At 37.2% G+C, this 15,555-nt stretch carries 14 protein-coding genes; 8 read left to right on the forward strand and 6 right to left on the reverse strand.

The genetic code is table 11. The features are described from left to right. The first annotated feature begins 10 nt into the window (after positions 1-10). Both CSC80_RS17385 and CSC80_RS17390 read left to right on the forward strand, forming a co-directional pair. Entirely contained in the window at positions 11-811 is an 801-nt protein-coding gene (locus CSC80_RS17385) for a sulfite exporter TauE/SafE family protein (RefSeq protein WP_099193214.1), read from the forward strand. Between the two features lie 82 nt (positions 812-893). Then, complete coding sequence (locus CSC80_RS17390) at positions 894-2,303, forward strand: MBL fold metallo-hydrolase (RefSeq protein WP_099193215.1); 1,410 nt, start codon at positions 894-896, stop codon at positions 2,301-2,303. 13 nt (positions 2,304-2,316) lie between these two features. Here the strand turns inward: CSC80_RS17390 and CSC80_RS17395 are convergent, their stop codons facing one another. Then, a complete protein-coding gene (locus CSC80_RS17395; RefSeq protein ID WP_099193216.1) occupies positions 2,317-3,213 on the reverse strand; it encodes a sterol desaturase family protein in 897 nt (298 codons plus the stop codon). A 238-nt stretch (positions 3,214-3,451) separates the two neighbouring features. On the opposite strand from CSC80_RS17395, the gene CSC80_RS17400 reads away from it, so the two are divergent. Then, positions 3,452-3,658: a DUF2892 domain-containing protein gene (locus CSC80_RS17400; RefSeq protein ID WP_071342453.1), complete on the forward strand. Its 207-nt coding sequence runs from the start codon at positions 3,452-3,454 to the stop codon at positions 3,656-3,658. A gap of 42 nt (positions 3,659-3,700) precedes the next feature. On the opposite strand, the gene CSC80_RS17405 is transcribed toward CSC80_RS17400, so the two are convergent. After that, the gene (locus tag CSC80_RS17405) at positions 3,701-5,038 is read right to left on the reverse strand and encodes an OprD family outer membrane porin (protein ID WP_143751766.1); all 1,338 of its coding nucleotides are present in this window, start codon (positions 5,036-5,038) and stop codon (positions 3,701-3,703) included. Between the two features lie 4 nt (positions 5,039-5,042). After that, positions 5,043-6,077 (reverse strand): c-type cytochrome, encoded by a 1,035-nt coding sequence (locus CSC80_RS17410; RefSeq protein ID WP_099193218.1) that lies wholly within the window; start codon positions 6,075-6,077, stop codon positions 5,043-5,045. Positions 6,078-6,256: 179 nt separating this feature from the next. Here CSC80_RS17410 and CSC80_RS17415 point away from each other — a divergent pair, with 179 nt between their 5' ends. The 5 genes from CSC80_RS17415 to CSC80_RS17435 all read left to right on the forward strand — a co-directional run bounded on the left by CSC80_RS17415 (position 6,257) and on the right by CSC80_RS17435 (position 10,268). After that, positions 6,257-6,784 (forward strand): DsrE family protein, encoded by a 528-nt coding sequence (locus CSC80_RS17415; protein ID WP_099193219.1) that lies wholly within the window; start codon positions 6,257-6,259, stop codon positions 6,782-6,784. Between the two features lie 112 nt (positions 6,785-6,896). After that, on the forward strand, positions 6,897-8,210 hold the full coding sequence (locus tag CSC80_RS17420; protein WP_099193220.1) for a cytochrome ubiquinol oxidase subunit I: 1,314 nt from the start codon (positions 6,897-6,899) through the stop codon (positions 8,208-8,210). Then, a complete protein-coding gene (locus tag CSC80_RS17425; protein WP_058105559.1) occupies positions 8,207-9,226 on the forward strand; it encodes a cytochrome d ubiquinol oxidase subunit II in 1,020 nt (339 codons plus the stop codon). The genes CSC80_RS17420 and CSC80_RS17425 overlap by 4 nt, the downstream gene beginning before the upstream one ends. Before the next feature lie 66 nt (positions 9,227-9,292). Next, positions 9,293-9,853 carry a YeeE/YedE thiosulfate transporter family protein gene (locus CSC80_RS17430; RefSeq protein ID WP_058105558.1) on the forward strand — a complete coding sequence of 187 codons (561 nt, stop codon included), beginning with the start codon at positions 9,293-9,295 and terminating at the stop codon, positions 9,851-9,853. Between the two features lies 1 nt (position 9,854). Continuing rightward, the gene (locus CSC80_RS17435; protein ID WP_091603114.1) at positions 9,855-10,268 is read left to right on the forward strand and encodes a DUF6691 family protein; all 414 of its coding nucleotides are present in this window, start codon (positions 9,855-9,857) and stop codon (positions 10,266-10,268) included. 7 nt (positions 10,269-10,275) lie between these two features. Here the strand turns inward: CSC80_RS17435 and CSC80_RS17440 are convergent, their stop codons facing one another. Genes CSC80_RS17440 through CSC80_RS17450 form a run of 3 tightly spaced genes read right to left on the reverse strand, consistent with a single transcriptional unit; the run spans position 10,276 to position 15,555 of the window. Then, positions 10,276-12,030 (reverse strand): hypothetical protein, encoded by a 1,755-nt coding sequence (locus tag CSC80_RS17440; RefSeq protein ID WP_099193221.1) that lies wholly within the window; start codon positions 12,028-12,030, stop codon positions 10,276-10,278. Further along, positions 12,023-14,260, reverse strand: coding sequence for a tryptophan-rich sensory protein (locus CSC80_RS17445; RefSeq protein WP_236973429.1), 2,238 nt, complete (start codon positions 14,258-14,260; stop codon positions 12,023-12,025). The genes CSC80_RS17440 and CSC80_RS17445 overlap by 8 nt, the downstream gene beginning before the upstream one ends. After that, the gene (locus CSC80_RS17450) at positions 14,260-15,555 is read right to left on the reverse strand and encodes a BatA domain-containing protein (protein WP_099193223.1); all 1,296 of its coding nucleotides are present in this window, start codon (positions 15,553-15,555) and stop codon (positions 14,260-14,262) included. The genes CSC80_RS17445 and CSC80_RS17450 overlap by 1 nt, the downstream gene beginning before the upstream one ends.

Here is a 15,555-nt window from a genome sequence, read left to right on the forward strand (position 1 = left end):
AATAAATTACATGGAAGTATTGCATATTTTAGGATACATCAGCGCCCTAATTATTGGTATATCTTTAGGTCTTATTGGCGGGGGAGGCTCCATTCTTGCCGTGCCCGTTTTAGCCTATCTTTTTTCAATTAATGAAAAAGCTGCAACTGCGTATTCTCTCTTTATAGTTGGTGCAAGCGCACTGGTAGGTGGTTATAAACAACATTTAAAAGGTTACGTAGATTGGCGTACCGCTATCGTTTTTGGTATTCCGGCCATTATAGGTGTAACCTTGGTAAGACATTATGTTGTACCGGCATTACCGAACATTTTATTCGAAATAGATAGTTTTCAATTTACACGTAGAATGGCCATGTTTGGGCTATTTGCTATTTTAATGATCCCAGCAGCTTACTCAATGCTAAAAAAAGAAAAATGTATTGAGAATACCGGAACGGTTGCCTATAACTACCCTCTAATTTTGTTGGAAGGTCTATTGGTGGGCAGTATTACGGGACTTATTGGCGCAGGGGGCGGATTTTTAATTATACCGGCATTGGTCATTTTAGCAAACGTTGAAATGAAGGTTGCCGTTGGCACTTCTTTGATCATCATCGCTATAAAATCTTTGTTGGGTTTCTTATTAGGTGATGCAATGACTATGCTTATCGATTGGCAATTTTTAGCGCTTTTCACCTTTCTTTCATTGATAGGCATTTTCATAGGTAGCTACCTTAGCAATTTCATTGACGGTAACAAACTAAAGAAAGGTTTTGGCTATTTCATATTAGTAATGGCCGCTTTTATATTCTACATGGAATTCTTTAGGTAAAATTTTTCTTATGTGACCAATGTCACTGTACACCTGCATCACATAAGATAATTTTGTGGTATTAATCAAAATATATAGTACAATGAAAGTAGAACAAATATATACAGGCTGTCTTGCACAAGGCGCCTATTACATTGAAAGTAATGGTGAAGTGGCTATTATTGACCCGTTACGGGAGGTACAACCTTACATTAAAAAAGCAAATTCCAATAATGCCAAGATCAAATATATTTTTGAGACGCATTTTCATGCAGATTTTGTGAGTGGTCATGTAACGTTAGCTAAAGAAACCGGCGCAAAAATTATATATGGTCCACAGGCCAATCCGTCGTTTGATGCCTATATAGCCAAGGATAATGAATCGTTCACATTAGGTAATGTTACCATTATTGCACTACACACACCCGGGCATACAATGGAAAGTACAACATATTTACTAAAAGATGAACAAGGTAAAGACCATGCCATTTTTAGTGGTGACACCTTGTTTTTGGGTGATGTAGGCAGACCAGATTTAGCACAGAAAATGGGAGAAATCACAGAGCGTGATCTTGCAGGTTTTTTATATGACAGTTTAAGAGAAAAAATAATGCCACTGGCAGATGAGGTAATTGTATATCCTGCCCATGGAGCCGGTTCTGCATGCGGAAAAAACATGATGAAAGAAACGGTAGACACGCTAGGCAACCAGAAAAAAATGAACTATGCTTTGCGCGCGGATATGACCAAAGAAGAGTTTATTGATGAGGTAATCGACGGATTGTTACCTCCACCGCAATATTTTCCATTGAACGTTAAAATGAACAAAGAAGGTTATGAGGACGTTAAAAAAGTTTTGGAACGTGGTACAAGAGCTTTATCACCAGCTGCTTTTGAGGCGGCAGCCAATGAAACCGGTGCCATTGTTTTAGATGTACGCCATCAAGATGATTTTGCCAAAGGACATGTTCCACGATCCATATTCATTGGATTGAACGGAAGTTTTGCACCTTGGGTGGGCGCCCTGATTGCAGATGTAGAACAACCAATTTTGTTAGTTGCTCCTATAGGTATGGAAAAAGAAGCGGTCACCAGATTATCTAGAGTTGGCTTTGATGGTACCTTAGGATACCTAGATGGAGGTTTTGATGCTTGGAAAAATGCATCAATGGAGTATGACACCGTAAGTCAGGTTAATGCAGACGGACTTAAAAAAGCAATTGAGACCGAGAAACCTCCAGTTTTTGATGTAAGAAAAGAATCCGAATTTTTATCTGAACACATCATAGATGCTGTTAATACGCCGCTAGATTACATTAATGACCATTTAACTAAGTTTCCAGACAATAAATTGTTCTACCTACATTGTGCAGGTGGCTATAGAAGCATGATAGCATCGTCTATCTTAAAAAGTAGAGGTATACATAACCTAATTGATGTCAAAGGAGGATTTGCGGCAATAAAAGAAGCTGGTGTTCCCGTAACGGAATTTGTTTGCCCGACTACATTATAATTTGAGTAAAAAGTTAGTCGGTCTTAGAAGGCCGACTTTTCTTTTTTGGTGCAAAACCGTGTACCAGTTGCCCAAAAAAGCTCTTGGGCAAATCGTCATCTCCCGGATAACCTAGCCTTACATTCCCACTATCTTCAGGTATGTAATTGGTTTTAAATATATAATCCCAAAGACTTAAACTAATTCCGAAATTTACACCGTATGTACCTTTTGGTAAATCATAAGCATGATGGTATAAATGCATTACCGGATTGTTTAAAACATATTTTAAAGGTCCCCAAGTAATCTTAATATTAGAGTGATTAAAATGACCTATGGCTATAGCGGCAAAATGAACAATATAAGCTTGTTCCGGTTCAAAACCGCCAAGAATCATAACCCCAAATGTCTTTAAAGGTTTATAGAATATATTCTCCATCCAATGATAGCGCAAATGAGCCGCAAAGCCCATTTCCTTTACACTATGGTGTACTTGGTGAAAATTCCATAGAAATGCATATTTATGAAGCAAAACATGGGTAAACCATTGTACAAAATCCAATACGATAAAAAACAGTAATAATTGCCCCCACATAGGCCAATTAGAGATATCTATAAGTGCTAAACTATTGGCTTTAATACCTATATCTTCAAAGAAAACCCCCAGTATCTTGTAAATTCCACTTATGGCAATGGCAAACAAAAAGAAGTTGAAAAACATATAAAAGCCATCTAACCAAAAATCCTTTCTAAAAACACCTTGATTTTTTCTCCATGGAAAAACAATTTCCAATATCCAGACGATAAGTGAAATCAAAATCAATCCCCAAAAATAGTTTAGATACCATGGAACGTTGAAAATGATAGATTTCCATGTCCAACTTAACGTTCCGGTAATCGCATTTAAAAAGGCCTCTACATATGCTTCCATTGTCCTCTAACTTTTTGCAAAAATACCTTATTCATATTAATGGTGCTGTAACCAAAGTTACAATACAATTCCTTGTTTTTGGTCAATTTTGAACATGACGAATATCATACCAAAGGTGCTCAATTAATACTACTTTGGCTAGTAGTTATTTAGAATAACCATTGCCTTTGATATAGGTCTAAAAACTTAGGACAACATTACATATAACAATACATCAAAAACCATTAAAACTAATATTATGAAAAAAAATATGGGAAGCACAGACCGTTTCATCAGACTTTTTATCGCAGTAGCATTGTTGACTACGTTCTATACTGATACTGTTACCGGTACTTTAGGCTATATAATGGCAGCAGTGGCCGGTGTTTTAATCTTAACTACTTTTATAAGCTTTTGCCCGCTATATTCATTGTTAGGGATAAATACTTGTAAAATGAGAAAGTAGGGCTAATTATATTTACCATTAACTACCATACCGTTGAATAGTTTAAAAATTGTAATTGAAAATTATATCTAAATGAAACATATCAACCTTATTGAAATATAGGTTAGGGTTGTTCGGAATATTCCCATTTGCAATTTTAGAAGTGATCAATAGTTCTGGTTGTAAATGTTTTAACTTTTTAATCGTAAAGAAAACATCTAAATTAATATGGGTGTAATCTGGTAATGCGTATTTGTTCAAAGTAGCATCGGTTACGCTACCCTTCCAATGTTTTCCTATGCTTAAAATAGTTTTTAGATTTAATTCTTCATCAATTATATTAGAAGTATAAACATAGTTGAACACTAGTGCATGATTATCTGCAGAGCCTTCACTACGTTCTCTTTTCTGAAAACTGAACAAGTCTTCCCTACCCCACTCTCTAGGTGATAAAAATTGACCGTTCGGCAATATTCTATCGTAACCTAATGATAGTAAACCTACTTTACTTTTATACCCAATTTTTAACCCTAATATGTCCGATGAATTTTGATTGTAATACCTGAGAGAATCTATAGTATTACCACCATCACCTACCTTATTTTGATGCAGCCACTCCCCTTCTAAACTAATAGTTTTAGATACTTTTAATTTAGGTTTTATATAGACAGCATTAAAGACGTTATCCACATATTGGTTCCAAACATTTACACTAAATTCTTTTGACAGCTTAAATTCCGCATTTGCCATTAATACATAGTCAGATTCAGTATTACCACCATACCCCGATGTATTACCATAAATATTTCTACCTACTGGATAGGTACCAATACTTTCCCCAATATCAAAAAACTCTCCGGTTGACCGCGGTGCTATTTCATTTAAAACGCCCAATTGAAACTTTGCCTTTTCCGCATTAAACCAATACCAAAAGCCTTGTACCAAAGTAGGTATCATTCTGCCATCTTCGGGGTTGATCAAGGGTGTATTGATCTTCATTCTACCTAATGTAAAGGTGTGCTTATTTAATTTATATTTCGCATACAGTTCTCCCAATAAAAAAACTGCATCGTTTTCTAAATCCAACCTATCAAACAATCCTTCTTCATATCTACTAATTCTTCCGGTTGTTACATCTGGTATGGTTAAATCTTGTAACCCTAAATTCGTAGAATTATACAATGCCCCACCTATTTCTAAATTTTCCAATAAATTATACTGATACTTTAGTTTACCTCCGGTTGCCAAAGCATTAAAGTCTTTTAACTCCCCCTTATTTGATGTCATCATATAATACGTACGCCATTGCCCTGAAAGGGTTCCTTTTTTCTTTACCGCTACAGAATCCTGTGCAATAGAAAATATAGGCAAACAAATAATGAACAGATATACAAATCGCATGGGGTTACTTTGTTTTAGTGATTCCGTATTTCTCCTTGTAGAAGTCCATTATAGGTGGAAACGGTCCATATTTATGCTGCTCGGGCGTAAAATCATCTACCCAAGGACCGTAGGGTGTAGATACCGGTTTTAGCTTTTTATCGGGATAATCTTTTTCCGTACTTAGTTTATGTGGTCTGCTAAAGCTATTAATATAACCCGCTACATGGTATGCTTCTTCATCGGTTAGCTTAGGATTATCCCAAGTGGCTTGTAAATAGGGCATGTTACTCTTTATAAATTCCGCCGACGTAATTACCCTGTGCATACCCGCACCATCATTAAAACTATCTTCTCCCCACAATGGTGGGTACGTATAACTGTTGTTATCCTCTAGACTCAAAACCCCAGCTCCGTTTTCTCCATGGCAAATAACACACTCTTTGGTATACACTTGCTTACCTTTTACTAAATCTACCTTTTCATCCGGAATTTTAATCTTTGGATACCCTTTAAATTCCGCCTTTCTATCTTCAGGTAAGCCTTCGCTCAACCAATTCATATAGGCAACAATGGCCACAAGTTTATCTGAATCCGGTGGAAGCATTCTACCGTTCATACTGCGTTCCATACAACCATTAATGCGGTCTTCTATAGTCCCAATTTTATTGCCCCTACCACCAAATTGCGGAAAACGTTCTAAAATTCCCACCCAAGAACCTGAACCTGCCTGGGCTCCTTTTTGTAAGTGGCAATTGGAACATGCCAAGTTGTTACCGCTATACCTATCTTCGGTTTTTGCTGCCCCAGGCCCCATATACCTTGAAGTCTCCGATATTAGGTAATATCCCTTTTTGACTTCAATAGGCATGTTTTCTATTTCAGAAATGGGATTTTTAGGTTGCCAAACAACTTCTTCTTCCTTTCCACCTTCATTTGAAACTCCAGCGGAAGTATTGGGTTCATAGGTAAAAAGCCAAATAAAAATTAGACCTATTAATACAAACACAATTGTAAACAACCTAAAAAATTGTTTCGCCAAAATTCGTAAATCACCCATATAAATGTAATCTAACGCTAATTTAAATAACGAATCTATAATTATTGCACCATAATGACAGTAACCCTAGTTACACTTGCGTTAAATACATTAACTTACTTTCATTACTATACAAAAATGTAGAAATTAGTACTTCTAGATTCAAACCAGTTTTACAATCATTTCAAATACCGAAACACATGAAAAAAGCGCTTCTTTTATTAATAACAATTATGGCAATACAACTTACTACCGCTCAGGAATGGACGACCCCGATCATAAACGGTTACGGAAAAATTAAAGAATTCAAGGACGTAGCAGTTCAACCCGATGCTTCTAAAAAATATAATATCGTTTTTGACCTTAAGGATGACCGTGAAATGCATGGTACCAATATTGGTTATTTTAAAATTGCCCGTTTAATAAACATGTTAGGCTCGGGTGGTGTTTCCGCTGACAATATAAATATTGTTGCTGCCATACATGGTGGTGCAACATTCACGGCTTTGAACGACGAAAAATACAAAGCCAAATATGAGAAAGAAAACCCTAATGCAGAGGTTATACAGCTTTTAAAGGACTACGGAGTACAATTCTATGTTTGCGCTCAAGCAACAGCTTCTAGAGGTATTGGAGACGAAGATCTTAACCCAAACACACAACTTGGTCTTTCTGCAATGATGGTGCTGGCCAATTATCAATTAGATGGTTATATCTTAATGCCATAACCAGCGAACCATATGGATTTTTAACACTTTTCTTTTGATTTAGGTAACCTTTGTAACGTAAGAAAAACACACCGTTTCGTATCTTTATATCCATATTTAAAACAGGTGGATTATGGAAAATATAGATGCTGCAAGACTACAAATGGCGTTTACCCTTATTTTCCATATTGTGTTCGCCTGCATTGGTATGGTTATGCCATTTTTTATGGTGGTATCCCACAAAAAATGGTTGAATACACGCAATCCCATTTACCTTACACTCACAAAATCTTGGCAAAAAGGTGTTGCCATTTTCTTTGTTACAGGTGCCGTATCCGGTACTGCACTTTCCTTTGAACTAGGTCTCTTGTGGCCTGAATTCATGAAACATGCAGGTCCTATTATTGGAATGCCATTTTCATTAGAGGGTGCAGCATTTTTTGTGGAGGCCGTTGCTTTAGGATTTTACCTTTACGGATGGAAAAAAATTCCTGAAACTTTTCACTGGTTCACCGGTATCATCGTAGGTATATCTGGAGTAATGTCCGGTATTTTAGTAGTTTCCGCCAATGGTTGGATGAATGCACCTTCCGGTTTTGATTACATTAATGGCGAATTCTTAAATATCGATCCGATAAAAGCACTATTTAATCCTGCATGGTTTACCCAAGCTTTGCATATGACCTTAGCCGCTTTTACGGCTACAGGATTTGCCGTAGCAGGTATTCATGCTTACCAAGTTTATAAAAAACGTAATGTTGAGCTACATAAGAAAGCATTTAAAATAGCCATAACATTTGCCGCCATAGCTGCTATTCTACAGCCCTTAAGCGGAGATCTTTCTGCCAAGGATATTGCAGAAAGGCAACCCGTTAAGTTGGCTGCCATGGAAGCGCATTACGAAACCAAAAAAGGAGCTCCGCTCTATATTGGCGGAATTGTGGATAACGAAACTCAAGAGGTCAAGTACAAGTTGGAAATTCCCAATGCCTTATCCTTTCTTGCTTTTGGTGATTTTAATGCCGAAGTAAAAGGATTAAATGATTTTCCTAAAGATGAGCAACCTAATGTTGCCATGGTCCATTACGCTTTTCAGACCATGGTGGGACTAGGCTCTCTTTTAATGATAGCGGGAATGCTATTTTTTGTAGCCAAGTACAAAAAGAAATCTTGGTTCAATATGCCAAAATTCTGGTTGTTATTTGCGCTTTTAGCTCCATTGGGCTTTGTTGCCCTTGAAGCTGGTTGGATCGTTACCGAAGTTGGTAGGCAACCTTGGATCATACACAACATTATGAAAACCAAAGATGCCGTTACCCCAATGCCAGGTATTGTATTTAGTTTGTACACTTATATAGCTGTATATACCATATTGACCATTGCAGTAACATGGTTAATGGCAAGGCAAATTAAATTCTTGAACAGTGTTAAAACCAATGAAGCATGATCTACGTTGTACTAGCCTTTCTTGCCATTTCTTTATTGCTCTACGTTTTACTGGCTGGAGCAGATTTTGGCGCGGGAATCATTGAGTTGTTCTCCTCTAAAGAAAACCAAGCTATCAATAAGAAGACCGTCTACCAAGTAATGGGTCCAGTTTGGGAGGCCAACCATATTTGGATCATTATTTTAATCGTGATTCTATGGATCGCCTTCCCCCATTACTACAACATTTTAGTACTCGCACTACATATTCCATTGACCCTGGTGTTATTGGGTATAACCCTTAGAGGTGTTGCCTTTGTATTTCGATATTATGATGCCTATAAAGACAGTTCTCAAATTTTATATGATTGGATGTTTAAAACCTCTAGTCTAGTTACCCCAATATTCTTAGGCCTTACCATGGGCGGCGTGGTCAGTGGAGACATTATTAATCCATCACAAATGGAAAACCATAGTTTTTTGGAAGTTTATGTACACTCTTGGTTCAATATTTTTTCCATTTTAACGGGATTCTTTTATGCAGCCCTTTGTGCTTTCTTGGCATCGGTATTTCTAATTGGCGAGGTAGATGACACCAGTAAATCCATGTACATGAGAAAAGCCTCTATAGCAACTATAGTAGTAGTTTCTTTGGGTTTTATAACATTGGCATATGGGTATTTGTCAGGTATCGCTTTTGTTGTAGATTTCATTAGTAACATCTGGTCTATCTCTGCCATTATAGTTTCCGGCATTTTATTGTTTCCGCTATGGAAAAGTATTAAATCCGGTAGAAGAATCATTTCTAGGGCATTGGCAGGCATTCAAATATTCTTTATTCTATTTGCGGCTACTATTACTCATTTTCCAAAAATACTTTTCACTACCACAGGTAGCATCAGCATTTATGATCAACCTGTTCCTGATAGTGTTATGAACGTTTTGGGCATTTCTTTACTTGTAGGCGGTGTCTTAATTATTCCGGGGCTTTTCCATTTACTCAAATCTTTTAAATTGATCAAACTCTTAGAGCGCTAACTTGTGTAACATTGGTTACCAAGCAAGTGTTTTAAATTCCATTTCTTTGCGTTTCAAAATATGACTATGAATTTGATTTACGATCCTTGGCCATGGTATGTGGCCGGACCTTTAATTGCCTTAACCATGTTTGTACTACTGTACATAGGCAAACAATTTGGCATGTCTTCTAACCTTAGAACCATGTGTTCTATTGGTGGTGCCGCAAAATATTCCGATTTCTTTAAGTTCGATTGGAAAGCACAACGCTGGAATCTAATTGTTGTTCTTGGTGCTGTTATTGGCGGATTTATCGCTTCTCAATTTATGTCCAACAATACAGTAAAAATAAATCCTGAAGTTGCACAACAACTTTCAACGGATTACGGAATTGAAAGCGCGGGTGAAGCTTATTTACCTACGGAGCTTTTTGCCTCTGAAAACCTAACTGATCCATTTGTACTTGCCGTGCTAATTTTAGGCGGATTCATGGTTGGGTTTGGTGCTCGTTATGCGGGTGGTTGTACCAGTGGTCACGCTATATCCGGACTAAGTAATTTACAGTTGCCTTCTTTAATTGCCGTGATAGGTTTCTTTATTGGCGGCTTGGTTATGATTCACCTTTTATTCCCCCTAATTTTTAGTTAACATGAAGTATTTAAGTTATTTAACCATAGGTATATTTTTCGGCATTATCATGTATAAATCTGAAGCTGCTTCGTGGTTTCGTATTTATGAAATGTTCCAATTTGGCTCTTTCCATATGTATGGCATTATTGGCTCTGCCCTTGTTTTAGGGGTAATAGGCGTTCAGATTATTAAAAGAAATAACATCAAAGCCATTGGAGGAAAAGAAATGAACTTGCACCCCAAAAGAAAAGGTGTTACCAATTATTTGATTGGTGGAATCATTTTTGGATTAGGATGGGCGTTGGCAGGTGCTTGCCCAGGTCCTATGTACGTGCTTGCAGGCGCTGGTTACTTTTCTATCTTAATCGTAATTGCAAGTGCTATTCTAGGCACATTCGTTTACGGTTTGCTAAAGGACAAACTACCACATTAAAACTGATTTAACTTTGGGATGATAATTTTGGAGACAACCATAACCATCCAATTCCCAATAGAAACAATATATAAAGCAATAGTAGCGATATAGGACGGTTCACCATAACTGTCCTATTTTCTTTTATTTCTTTACCAAACTTTTTAGTATTAGCAGCTCTTGTATTCGAGGCACTTAAAGATTTCCAATCATCGGCATCGTAAACGTAATAGGAAAATTGAGTTGTACTGTCGCCCTCTACTTCCAAAGTATTCCACTCTGCTTTCTTCGGATATGTAGTACCCGAATATTTAAAAGATACGCTTGCATCTTGTAGCAATGGAATACGTTTTTCTTCAGTATTCAGTACCTGAAAATTTTCCAAACCGGTACGTAATACAAAAGAGAAAGGCTCGCCCACTTTTGGCAATTCCGTTTGCGATTGCCATGCTACCACTTGTTCTTTTCGTTGTACGATCTTATCTAAAATCTGAGTCCAAATGCTCTTATAGGGGTGATTCTTTCCCTGCAACAATAATTGATAACTATTTAACAATGTTGTGGTTGCAACTCTACCCAAGCCCAATTGCTTGTAATACGATAATTTTCCAAGTTCATTTGAATCTATAGCATTAACAGCGAATGTTTCATTAAATGTAAATGGATATTTTTCTATGTTTACGGTATTATTGGGTAATTGCACCTCATTTACGCCATCGCTTTTAAAACTAAAATAAGGCATTGCTTTACCAAGTTTAAACAGTAGTTCCGTTGGTTGAATAAACAAGCCTAATCCGTTTTCACGTATGCTATTTTCAAAGTGATCTTTTACCGTTTTTCCGAAATTGAAATAGGTTTCGGTATCTGTAATAACCACATTGAACTTACTTAAGCTTTCCTCGGTAAATTGATAAATTGGCGACGCTTTCGTATTAAAATACTCGAACTTAAACTTGCCTTTTGTCAGCTGACTACGAACCGTAACTTGATACCCTTCATCCGCTAAAAAATTCTTGAGGTATTTTGTTTCAAATGTTGGAAAAGTGTTTACAATCAACACACGAATAGGTTCTTTTTTACGAATCGTAATTGGTAGCGGATTCGATGCTAACATCTTGCCCACACTATCTTTTTCGGATAATCGAAAAATAAAATCACCACTAACTTTTGGGACTGTTTTTAAGGAGAAATTTTGCAAACTTCTGTCTTCTAAAATAATGGAATCCAAACCATTACCGCGTGAATCTTGCAATACCAAAATGGAACCTGGCTTCGATTTAGCATAAGTTCCATTCAGCCTAAACTTATCCCCTAAAACAAGATGATTATTAAATTTTACCTTGGTAATACCTGGTGTAATTTCGTTAGCTAAATAACTTGTTGGAATACTATCGAACTTATAAAAATCGTAAGGTGCTACTCCATCGCCAATAACAACCAGACTTGTGAGCGAATCTAAAGCCCTACGAACCGATTGCTTGTGGTTATATTCCAATACCTGAATCCCCAGGTAAATCGACTCTAAACTATCTTGTTGTGCCGTTCGGTAGCCTTCGGTTAAGAGTAGTCCTTGCTTGTGCTGTATTTCTACTTCTTTGCTAGGTTCTAAAACAATTAATATTAAGGCGAACAATGTTATAAATGCAACTATAGCGTTTAAAGTAAACCTGCCCTTGTTTCGTGTTTGCCATTCCTTAAAAATAAATGCAGCAAATAACAATACACCACATAAAATTATAGGTAGTAGCAATTCTTTCTGTACAAACGAAATTCCATCAATCATACACTTCCAATTGTTTTAGAAATAGTGAATTAATTTCGTCTGTATACACTTTTTCAGATCCGGGCACCTGCGGTGTACTTGGCAAAGCCAATAACAATCCTTTTTGAACGAATTGGTAATTTTCAAGGGTTCTTCCTGTGTTGTTCTCTATACTTTTTAACCCTTGCAAGACCTGCAAATATTTACCCGGGTTTTCTATTACCAATTGTGCCAGCTCATTGCCTGCAGCGGTAAAAAGTATAGTATCATCCTCTTTAAACTCCTGTTCGCCTTGCACCAACTGTTCCAATCGGCTAACTGCGTTTTTAATACCTTCAAAAGGTAAATCTGCACTAGTAGTTTCGTTTTTACTATAATTTTTAATGTCCTTTATTTTTCCGGTAAGTCGGCTCTCTTCCTTAATCGGTGGTGGGTCAAATCCTATTCGGTGCACATAAATACGAGCACTGTTCTTTATTTCTTGAATATATTTTAAAGCCTCGTATTGAAATGGCAACGACTTTTCTGGCTCGTACAATCGCAAATGTAATTCGGCATCCCACATGATACTTAATGCCTTTCTTAATTTGGTTTTTAACGATTCTTCAAACAAGGTAGATTCTTCTGGATCATCATGATTATGAAGGTAATCATGTAAAGGGTCTTCTGGTTCTTCGCTTGTTTCTTCATGTTCGTGCCCATGCTGTTCTACCAAGTTATGCTCGTTATCACCATCATGGTCATGCATAAATTCTTTTAGTATATTTTCTTGATCTTCAGCATGATCATGGTCTTCACCTTCTTCATGACTTTCGTTCACGGCAGGTGCTACTTCTATCTCAGATTCATCGCCCATAAACTGTCCGTATTTAAGGCGCAACGCTTTTTGGTCAAACCCCAATTCATTACTTCTCGATTTAAATTCTTGAATTGAAATGCTGGGTTTATCCTTTATTAATTTCTCGGTATCTATAATCAATTGTCGCTGACTTCTAAAATAATCGGGCATTTGGTCTACGCCTAAAGTTCCTTCTACACCAAATTGCTCTCCCACGGTATCTTTGATTACTGCAAAATACGTTTCGCTACGTGCCACATTACGCTTCGGCTGTTTTTCATCAAAGGCTTCTATATAAAAATATAGCTCATCGCCTACTTCCATTTTCAAGGCATTCAAATCTAGTGTTTTGGTGGCTCGTGTAGATTTGGTTCCTTTTGAAATGGCTTCCTTAAAATTCAATTTTTCTTCCCTAAACTTTACAGACTCTCCCGTTCCTTTACTTACCGTTGCAATAATGTAGCTTTCATCAATTCCAAAATCATCTGTAATGGTACTTTGCAGTTCTACCAATTTTTTATCGGAAAAATCAAAATAGGTGTATTGCTCCAATCCTAAAACCTCTATTTCTGGCGGATTATCCGCTACTGCCTCCAATGAAAACAAATCGGATGTATACTCTGTTCCTTCTTCATTTTGAAATTTGAAACTATAAAAACCTGATGCTGTTAGAGGCAATTGCACTTGATAACCTGTTTCTGATTTTTGCATGGGTATTAACTCGCCCATCACATCTAATACCGGTGTTACAACTGCGGCATCAAATTGTAACTTCCATTGAATTTTAGCTCCGGTAACAGCCTTTATATTTGGGTCTGCTGTAGTTTTACTCCCCAATCTTGTGTACGACGGATAAATAACCCGTATTTCCTGCTGCTCAATTGCCGGTATACTGCTTTTAGCTTGTACACTATCCGTTGCCACGAACTGAATTTGCTCTGTATTTTTCGGATTGTTCAGCTCATCTACAACCCCGCGAAATATAGCCAATTTGTGCAAAACAAAGCCGAGTAATATACAACCTAGCATAACTAAAAATGCTTGTTTTAAGGCATTTGGCGGACTTATATCTCCCAATCTTTTGGTGAGTTCTTCCGATACCTTATAGCGTTGCAACCTCGCTAAATTGGATAAGTTGTCTTCTGGTTGTAATAACAATCCCGTACTAAAAGATGCTTCTAAAACGTGGGCATCTATATATGAACTGGTAGCGTTCAAATTATGCTTCCAAGGCTTTTTAATGAAAACAAAAAATAGCACGCTTATAATAAATAATGCCAAGCCAAACCATACGTTTTCAGTAACAAAATAGCATAGTACGGCAATTCCCAAGGCATACAGAACTGTCTCGGCGTATGACAACAACTGCCATCGCTTTTGAAATTTGACTAAATGCAACTTGCCCTGCTCCATCACTGTTTGCGTTTATATGCTACAAAGCGTTCTACCAATAACAATACTAAAAGTATTAACCATAAGTACGGATTCACATGCTGACTTGCCAATTGTTTTTGCTTCTTTTTACTAGGTGTATAAGTGGTTTCCAATTCAGCCGCAGTTACCGAACGATGATCCACCTCAGCTACTAATTTTTCAACTTCATCATTGATTTCCAGCATTTGCAACAATTGCTCCGTTAATCGCTCCGTAACCGCGTTCTCTGAGTTAATTCGTTTGGTCAAATAGAAACTATGCTCGGCTACACCGGCAATTATCATTGATTGCGATAGCGCATCCTCTTTAAAAGCTAGTAACTTTTTAGCCGTTTTAGGGGCAGGTTTCGTACTCAGCCAAATCATCGCATCTACTTCTTTGTTCGATACTACTTCAGTATCTAAGCTAGATTCTACCTGAATCTCCCTATCCAAATAAATGGAAAGTGTCTTTAACGCTGCCTCTATATACAATTTGTCCTTCTGTAAACTATCGGTATAATGAAGTGCTATTTTAATGGGTTTCTGAACATACACAGGAATTTTCTTAGACGGATTCTTTCCTGCAATTACTAAGCTATCCCCATTATTGCTAAGCGTAAATTCATCGCCTAAGTTGATATTTTTATTGGTGACTTTAGTGTCAAACGGAGTACTCTCGCCTGTAAACACTTGTAAACCGTTCTTCTTTTTATAGGCTAGTAAAGGTGTCTCTATCGCTAATGCGGAATCAATGACTACCCAATGCATCTTATGCTTGGTTACTGGTCTGGCTCCTTTTAACCCTATTGCAAAACCCTTGGTAAAGACAACAATACTATCGGTCTGCAGGGCATCCATTTCAGATGCCAGAGCCCAATAATCAGGTAGGAAATGCTGCGCAGTTATGTCTTGTTCATTTTCCTTTAACGGTAAGCCTTTACGCAACAGTCTAATTTCCTGATCATCGGTTATTTCATTGAAGCGAGACATAAAATCAGTATGCTGTACAAGCTCTGGTTCAATGATGTAAGTCAGGGATGTAGTACTCACTTTTGAATGCCATTGTGGTTTTGCCATCAATAATACCAATAGCGAAACCATGCCCATGCGTAATACCAACAACCACCATTCATTCAATTGAATACTGCTAGATTGTTTTGATTTTGATTCTGATAACCACTGTACACTACCAATTTTTATGGTCTTTGCTTCCTTTTTACTCCATAAATGGATGGCTATGGGAACCAGAAGTCCCAATAAAGCCCATAGATATGAAGGATGTGCAAATGACAT

Source organism: Maribacter sp. 6B07, from assembly GCF_002700155.1.
Lineage (GTDB): Bacteria > Bacteroidota > Bacteroidia > Flavobacteriales > Flavobacteriaceae > Maribacter > Maribacter dokdonensis.